Raw genomic sequence first — 5969 nt, forward strand, 5'->3', positions numbered from 1 at the left:
TCGACCACGGTCAGGTCGCGACGCAACGCCGCCGCGCCCGCGTCGGCACGGGCGGCGTTCACTCTTGCGGGGCGCCTGCCCCACAGCTCCAGATCCTGGCTGAACGCCAGGCTGAGGTCGCCTGCGCTGAGACCCGAATAGGGGCCGGACCCGACCACGTTCTCAAGGTCGATGGACAGGTTGGGATTGGGCCGAACGCGCGCCTGACGCACGCGCGCCTCGGCGGCGTCGCTCAGGGCGTTCGCTTCGACGGCGGAAGGCGTTTGTCCAAGTTGGGCGAGCAGTTCGCCATAGGAGGGCGCGGGGTCAGCCCACGCCGGGACGGCGCCGAAAACGGCGACCGCGGCGAGCGCGCAGCCGACCGCCAGACGCGGCCGACGACGATGTGTCGGTGACATGTTTGATTTCCAGAGATGATCACAAGAAGGGCGCGCGATGGCGCAGGCTTCCGATCAGCTTCTGGGAGGGCGCTTCAGTCCGTCGGCGGCGAACGACACGGTGCTGTCGTCGCGCAGGATGTAGCGGCTGGCCTGGGCCTGGGGCTTGGCGATGCTGAGGTCGCCGCTGGACGGACGCTCGCCGGGGTGGTGGCAATGGCCGTGAATCTCGCCGCCCTTACGATCGTGACTGTCCGTGGACCCGTCCTGAGCGTGTTCCGAGGCCAAGGTCTGGTGCGCGATGGCGGCGTCAGGCGCGCAGGTCGCGGCATCGACAGCAGGCGCAAGCACGAGTGCGGCGATGACCAGTGTCAAGGCCGCAAACAGGTTCGCCAATGTCATCATCGACCGAGGCATGGCGGCTTAGGTAGGAGGGGGCCGAGTTGAAGGCAATCTGTTATAAGGTTCATGAGAAGTGGCGACTTTGCGTCATTTCATCACGCATTCGGCCCACTGTCCGAACGGACTGGCGCTGCTTGCCACGCAGCCTGGTTTCAGGTGTTGCAGCCGTCACGACACTTGCCTGGCGATCCAAGCCGTGAAAGAAGTGCGGTCAAAATCAGATACTGTATACGTTGATCGCATGACGTTTCTTCTTCCTGCCGCTGCTCCCATTGACGCTGAAGAGAGGCGGGCGCGTATCCGCGCTTTGGCTGGACGATTGAAGGCCGAAGGTCTGGCTGCCCTGCTGCTGGGGCCGACCGCTTCACTGCGCTATTATACGGGGCTGGACTGGCATCCGTCGGAGCGTCTGACCGGGGCGCTGATCCATGCCGATGGGCGCGTGGAATACGTCTGCCCCCGGTTCGAGTTGGATAAGGTGGCGGGACTGACGGCGGCGCCGAACGCCGTCGCGGGCGACATCCTGACCTGGGAGGAGGAAGAGAGTCCCTACGCCTTGGCGGCGGGACGTCTGCCTGAGGACGGCGTTCTGGCGGTCGACGATCAGGCGGCGGCCTTCATCTGGCTGGGCCTCAGTCGGGCGCTCGGCGCGGATCGAGTCACGGACGGCGCGCCGCTGATCCTGACGCAGCGCAGCCTCAAGTCGCCCGCCGAGATCGCGCTTCTGACCCGCGCTAAGGCCATTACACTGGAGGTCCAGCGCCGCACCCGCCGCTGGTTGAAGGCCGGGGTCCGCACCTCAGAAGTCATGGCTTTCATCGACGCCGAACACCGCGCCCTGGGCGGGGAGGGCGGGTCGTGGTTCTGCCTGGTCTCCTTCGGCGACGACACCTGCCTGCCTCACGGCGGCGAGGGCGATCGTGCTCTTCAGGCCGACGACGTGGTGCTGATCGACACCGGGACGCTGGTCGACGGCTATCACTCGGACATCACCCGCACCTATGTCTTCGGCGAACCGACGGACGATTTCCGTCGGGTCTGGGCGCACGAGAAAGAGGCCCAGGCTCGCGCCTTCGCCGCCGCTCAACTCGGGGCGCCGTGCCACAGCGTCGATGACGCCGCGCGGGGCTATCTGACCGGCCTCGGCTATGGCCCCGATTACTGCCTGCCGGGCCTGCCGCACCGCACCGGTCACGGCATCGGCCTGGACATCCACGAGGCGCCGAACCTGGTGCGCGGCGACGCCACGCCGCTGGCGCCCGGCATGTGTTTCTCGAACGAGCCGATGCTGGTCATTCCCGGCCAGTTCGGCGTGCGTCTGGAAGACCACTTCTACATGACGGACGCCGGGCCGGTCTGGTTCACCGAGCCTTCGCACAGCCTGGACGATCCCTTCGGCGAGAGCGTCTCTGCATGACGACGCCCTATCGCTGGGCGGTTATCGGCGGCGGGCTGGTCGGAACGGCGACGGCCCTGCGGCTTCAAGCGGCGGGTTTCGAGACGATTCTGATCGACCGAGGCGATCCACGACGCGGCGCCTCCTTCGGCAACATCGGCCACATCGCCGCGGAGCAGTGCGAGCCGATGCCGTCGCCCGCGACCTTGAAAAGCGCGTTCGGGCGGCTGTTCGCTTTCGGCGGTCCGCTGGATTTCCGGGCGCGAGATGCGGCGCTGTGGGGGCCGTGGGCGCTGCGGTTTCTGGCGGCCTCTCGCTCGGCGGCGGCCGCGCACGGCGCCGAGATCCTGGCGCGTCTTCTCGATGATCCGCTGGGCGCCTGGACGCGATTGGCGGCCCTGGCCGAAGCGCCGGACGACCTGATCCGCCCGACCGGCCACGCGGTCGTCTGGTCCACGCCTGAGGCGGCGAGATGCGGTCTTGAGGCCTGGCGGAGCGCTCGCACCGGAAGCGCTCGCTTTCGCCCTATGGAGGCGGAGGAACTGGCCGCCTATGACGCGGTCCTGAAAGCGCGCCTTGCCGGCGGGATACGCTTCACCGGCACGGGGCAGGTCAGCGAACCTCAGAACGTGCGCGACGCCTTGTCGGCTGCCTTCGTGAAGCAGGGCGGGCGCATCCTTCAGGCCGATGTGCGCTGCTTGAAGCCTGTATCCGACGGCGTCGAGATCGTTCTGGAAGACGGCGCGGCCGTGGACGCCCAGCGGACCGTTGTCGCCGCGGGCGCGTGGTCAGCTTCACTGCTGGCGCCGCTCGGCGTGAAGGTTCCTCTGATTGGGGAGCGCGGCTATTCGGTCCAGTCCTCGCAGCATGATTGGCCTGAATCCCTGCCGCTGACGGTGTTTGAAGATCGCGCCCTCGCCGTGGCGCGGTTCAATGGAGGGTTGCGCGCCTCCAGCCATGTCGAGTTTGGTCGGCCGTCAGCGCCGCCGGACCCGCGCAAATGGCGTCAGATCGAGGGACATCTGAAAGCGCTGGGCATCGGCTTCTCCGACGCGCCGGACCGCTGGTGCGGGCCGCGCCCGACTTTGGCGGACTATCTGCCGGCGATAGGGCGACTTCAGACGCATCCGGCCATCCACTACGCCTTTGGGCACCAGCACCTGGGCCTGACCCTGGCCGCCTTCACGGCAGAAACGATGGAGCAGATCGCGCTGGGACGGTCGTCTCCGCGATGGATGGAGGCCCTGCGCATCGAGCGCTTCGACTGACCATGCGCGATCAAGCGCGGGCGCCCTGGCGGGCAGATCAGATTGTCAGAAAATAATGGCGGAGAGGGGGGGATTCGAACCCCCGGTACGCTTCCACGTACGCCGCATTTCGAGTGCGGTACATTCAACCACTCTGCCACCTCTCCGCGGGTCGGTAGTCCCTAATGGGGCTGAGCGAGCGGCTTCTCTAATCAAAGGCTGCGATGGCTGCAAGCCATGACGGCGAAGAAATTTGAATGGCTGATCAACGCTGTCCAGGAAGCGACAAGCCGAAGGCGCCGCTGTCGCCCGGTTCGGGTCGGACATGACGGAACAGTTCGGCGGGACGGCCGCCGGTGTCGCTGGTGAAAACGCCCGTGGGCTGGACCAGGCCGGTGCGTTCGACACCGCGACGGAAGTTCTGCTTGTGCAGCGACAGGCCCGCCACCGCCTCTACCGCCGCCTGCAGCGCGGACAAGGTGAAGGTCGGGGGCGTCAGGTCGAACAGGACGGGCCGATATTTGAGTTTGCTGCGCAGGCGGGCGACGCCTGTGGCCAGGATTCGGCGGTGGTCGGACGCCATGGGCAGGTCGCCCGGAGAGGCGGGGGCGGGGCGGCCGTTGTCGCGCGCGGCCTCCTCGACCAGACCGGCTTCATAGAGCAGTTCATAGCGGTCCAGCACGCGCTCCTCGTTCCAGCGGACGCCGGGCGAGAGGGCGAAGAGCGCATCAACGCGGCCCTTGCGCGCGGCGTCGTCGCCCGCCCAGGCGGTCAAGCCGGGGACGAGGCGCTCCATGACGGCGGGTTGGCCCCGGCGGCGGTCCTCCCAGGGAAAAACGTGGAAGATGGGAGTCCAGGCGGCGTCGCGGCCCGAAGCGCCGAAACTGGGATCATCAGGCGCATCGGCGGTGAGGGCCAGATAGCCGACCGAGATGTCGCGCGCCTGGTCCGGGCCGGGCGTGGCGCGCGGGGCGTCGCGGCCCAGATCGCCGAAGGTGTAGAGCTGTTCGACAAAACCCAGCGGAAAGCCCGTCTGGTCGGCCACGAAGGCGCGCAGGGCCAGTTCGAACGTGCGATCGCGCGCGGGGTCGAAGGGGCCGAAGGGCAGGGCGGGCGCGCCGTCGGGGGCGTGGGTGGTCAGAACCACGGCTTCACGGTCCCGCAGCGCGATGATCACCGCCGACAGGCCGATCCTTATGCCGGTGTGGGAGGGGGAAGCCTCCGTCCGCGCCTGCGCCATACGTCTCCCTTGCGTCCGCCGCTCTGTGCTGCGCCCGACTACTCGGTGTGCCAGGCGTCGGCGCCGGGCAGGATGCCGACAGCTTCGGCTAGAACGCGATAGCGGTCCAGATAGCGCTGCTGGGCGATGGCGGCGGGCTGCGGCTCGATGATCAGGTCATAGCCGGGGGGCGGGGCGCCGAAGATTTGCAGCGACTCGCGGCGAGTGAATCCGGCCAACTGGGTCGCCTCATAGAAGGCGCAGGCCTTGTCGGCCTTCTTAATCAGGGTCTTGATCGTCTGCGGCGTCTTGGGCGGCAGTTGGAAACGAACGTGGATGGCGGCTTCCAGACGCGCCTCGAAGTCCTTGTAGCCCGCGCCGAGCGCCGATTTGAACGGCGAGATCATGTCGCCGATGACGTATTCCGAGGCGTCGTGCAGCAGGGCGGCCAGACGCCATTTCGGCTCAAGCCCCGGCCGGATGTGGGCGGCGATCTCTTCGACCACCAGCGAGTGCTGGGCGACCGAGAAGGCATGCTCGCCGACCGTCTGACCGTTCCAGCGGGCGACGCGGGCCAGGCCGTGGGCGATGTCCTCGATCTCGATGTCGAACGGCGAGGGATCCAGCAGGTCCAGGCGGCGGCCGGACAACATGCGTTGCCAGGCGCGAGGCGGCTTGGGTTTGCGGACTCGGGGCGCGGGGCCGGCGTCTTCGATTTCTTCGGCCAAGGTCTTGATGCTGCGCATGCTCAGGCTGGTGACTCAGACCGAACGCGCGATCAAGGGCGGCCGTTGCGATAGATGGGGGTTAATCGCCGACGTTGAGCGTCACCAGGGCCTTGGCGGCGTCGAACAGGCGATCGGGATCGCGGTCCTTGCTGCGGACGGTGGCGACGACGATGGGGCCGCCGACCGGGCCGCGCGCCTCATAACCCACGGTGCGCCAGCCGCTGGCCGAGGGCTCGTCCGCCGTCATCAGGAAGGTCGAGCGGACGGATTCTCCGGCGGCGCTGGTGCGAATGCGGGCGGCGCCGTCGGTTGCTTCGATTTTCACGGCGTCGTCGCCAGACGAGACGTCAACGCGGCTGGACTTGTCGTCGGCGCGAATGGTCAGGCCGCCGATGCGGATGTTGGCGCGGTCGCCGTCGGCGTCGATCCGCATGCCCGGCAGGCGGACCGTGGCCTTGTCGCCCTGGGCGTCGACGCGCACGCCGGGCGCGCTGACGTGGGCGGAGTCGCCGGAGGCGGCTTCGGTCGCAGCACGAGAGGCGTCGGCTTCTGCGCGGGCCGCGTCCGCCTCGGTCCTGGCGACGTCGGCTTCCGCCCTGG

The 5969-nt window shown here is 68.1% G+C and carries 5 protein-coding genes, 1 tRNA gene and 2 pseudogenes; 2 read left to right on the forward strand and 6 right to left on the reverse strand.

All coding sequences use genetic code 11. From position 1 onward, the window contains the following. Together RT567_RS12600 and RT567_RS12605 are read right to left on the reverse strand one after the other, a co-directional pair. Positions 1 to 398 (reverse strand): annotated as a pseudogene (locus RT567_RS12600) (TolC family protein); the annotation flags it as partial. Positions 399 to 452: 54 nt separating this feature from the next. Then, positions 453 to 782: a hypothetical protein gene (locus tag RT567_RS12605; protein WP_313576669.1), complete on the reverse strand. Its 330-nt coding sequence runs from the start codon at positions 780 to 782 to the stop codon at positions 453 to 455. 238 nt (positions 783 to 1020) lie between these two features. On the opposite strand from RT567_RS12605, the gene RT567_RS12610 reads away from it, so the two are divergent. After that, the gene (locus RT567_RS12610) at positions 1021 to 2196 is read left to right on the forward strand and encodes a Xaa-Pro peptidase family protein (protein ID WP_313576670.1); all 1176 of its coding nucleotides are present in this window, start codon (positions 1021 to 1023) and stop codon (positions 2194 to 2196) included. Next, on the forward strand, positions 2193 to 3443 hold the full coding sequence (locus RT567_RS12615) for an FAD-binding oxidoreductase (protein WP_313576671.1): 1251 nt from the start codon (positions 2193 to 2195) through the stop codon (positions 3441 to 3443). The genes RT567_RS12610 and RT567_RS12615 overlap by 4 nt, the downstream gene beginning before the upstream one ends. A 56-nt stretch (positions 3444 to 3499) precedes the next feature. Here the strand turns inward: RT567_RS12615 and RT567_RS12620 are convergent. The 4 genes and pseudogenes from RT567_RS12620 to RT567_RS12635 form a co-directional block, all read right to left on the reverse strand. Then, positions 3500 to 3589, reverse strand: a tRNA-Ser gene (locus RT567_RS12620). Positions 3590 to 3687: 98 nt separating this feature from the next. Further along, a complete protein-coding gene (locus RT567_RS12625; RefSeq protein ID WP_313576672.1) occupies positions 3688 to 4662 on the reverse strand; it encodes an NrtR DNA-binding winged helix domain-containing protein in 975 nt (324 codons plus the stop codon). A 38-nt stretch (positions 4663 to 4700) separates the two neighbouring features. Then, the gene (locus RT567_RS12630) at positions 4701 to 5294 is read right to left on the reverse strand and encodes an HD family hydrolase (protein ID WP_313576673.1); all 594 of its coding nucleotides are present in this window, start codon (positions 5292 to 5294) and stop codon (positions 4701 to 4703) included. A 154-nt stretch (positions 5295 to 5448) separates the two neighbouring features. Beyond that, positions 5449 to 5969, reverse strand: a pseudogene (locus RT567_RS12635) (methyltransferase type 11); the annotation flags it as partial.

It is taken from the genome of Brevundimonas sp., from assembly GCF_032107865.1.
Taxonomy (GTDB): domain Bacteria; phylum Pseudomonadota; class Alphaproteobacteria; order Caulobacterales; family Caulobacteraceae; genus Brevundimonas.